This is a genomic window from Priestia sp. SIMBA_032 (assembly GCF_046535215.1).
Classification (GTDB): domain Bacteria; phylum Bacillota; class Bacilli; order Bacillales; family Bacillaceae_H; genus Priestia; species Priestia aryabhattai.
Genome location: NZ_JAWRXD010001711.1, coordinates 1 through 229, shown reverse-complemented (window position 1 = coordinate 229; position 229 = coordinate 1). Strand labels below are relative to the sequence as shown.

Below are 229 nucleotides of genomic sequence, written 5' to 3'. Positions count from 1 at the left end.
GCGATAGCGTTGCGCTGCTGCCTGATACGACAGCATCGGCACCGATCAGCAAATCGCAATGGCCTGCAGCAATCTTGGTGGAGGAGATCTGATCGTCCGAGGTAGCCAATTGAACGTACGAGTAAACGGTACCGCCTTTCTGGGCCATGCCTGCCATGTCCATGACTCGGGCTGCTTTACCTTCCATGTGTGCAGCTGCACCCAGAAGCGCACCGATGGTTACGACACC

General features: G+C 56.8%; 1 protein-coding gene. It reads right to left on the bottom strand.

Annotated features, from left to right (window positions below; translation table 11 throughout):
- Positions 1 to 187, bottom strand: a 187-nt coding sequence (locus SB717_RS40080) for a hypothetical protein (protein WP_410908957.1), incomplete at its 3' end; no start/stop codon positions are given.
- Between the last annotated feature and the right edge of the window lie 42 nt (positions 188 to 229).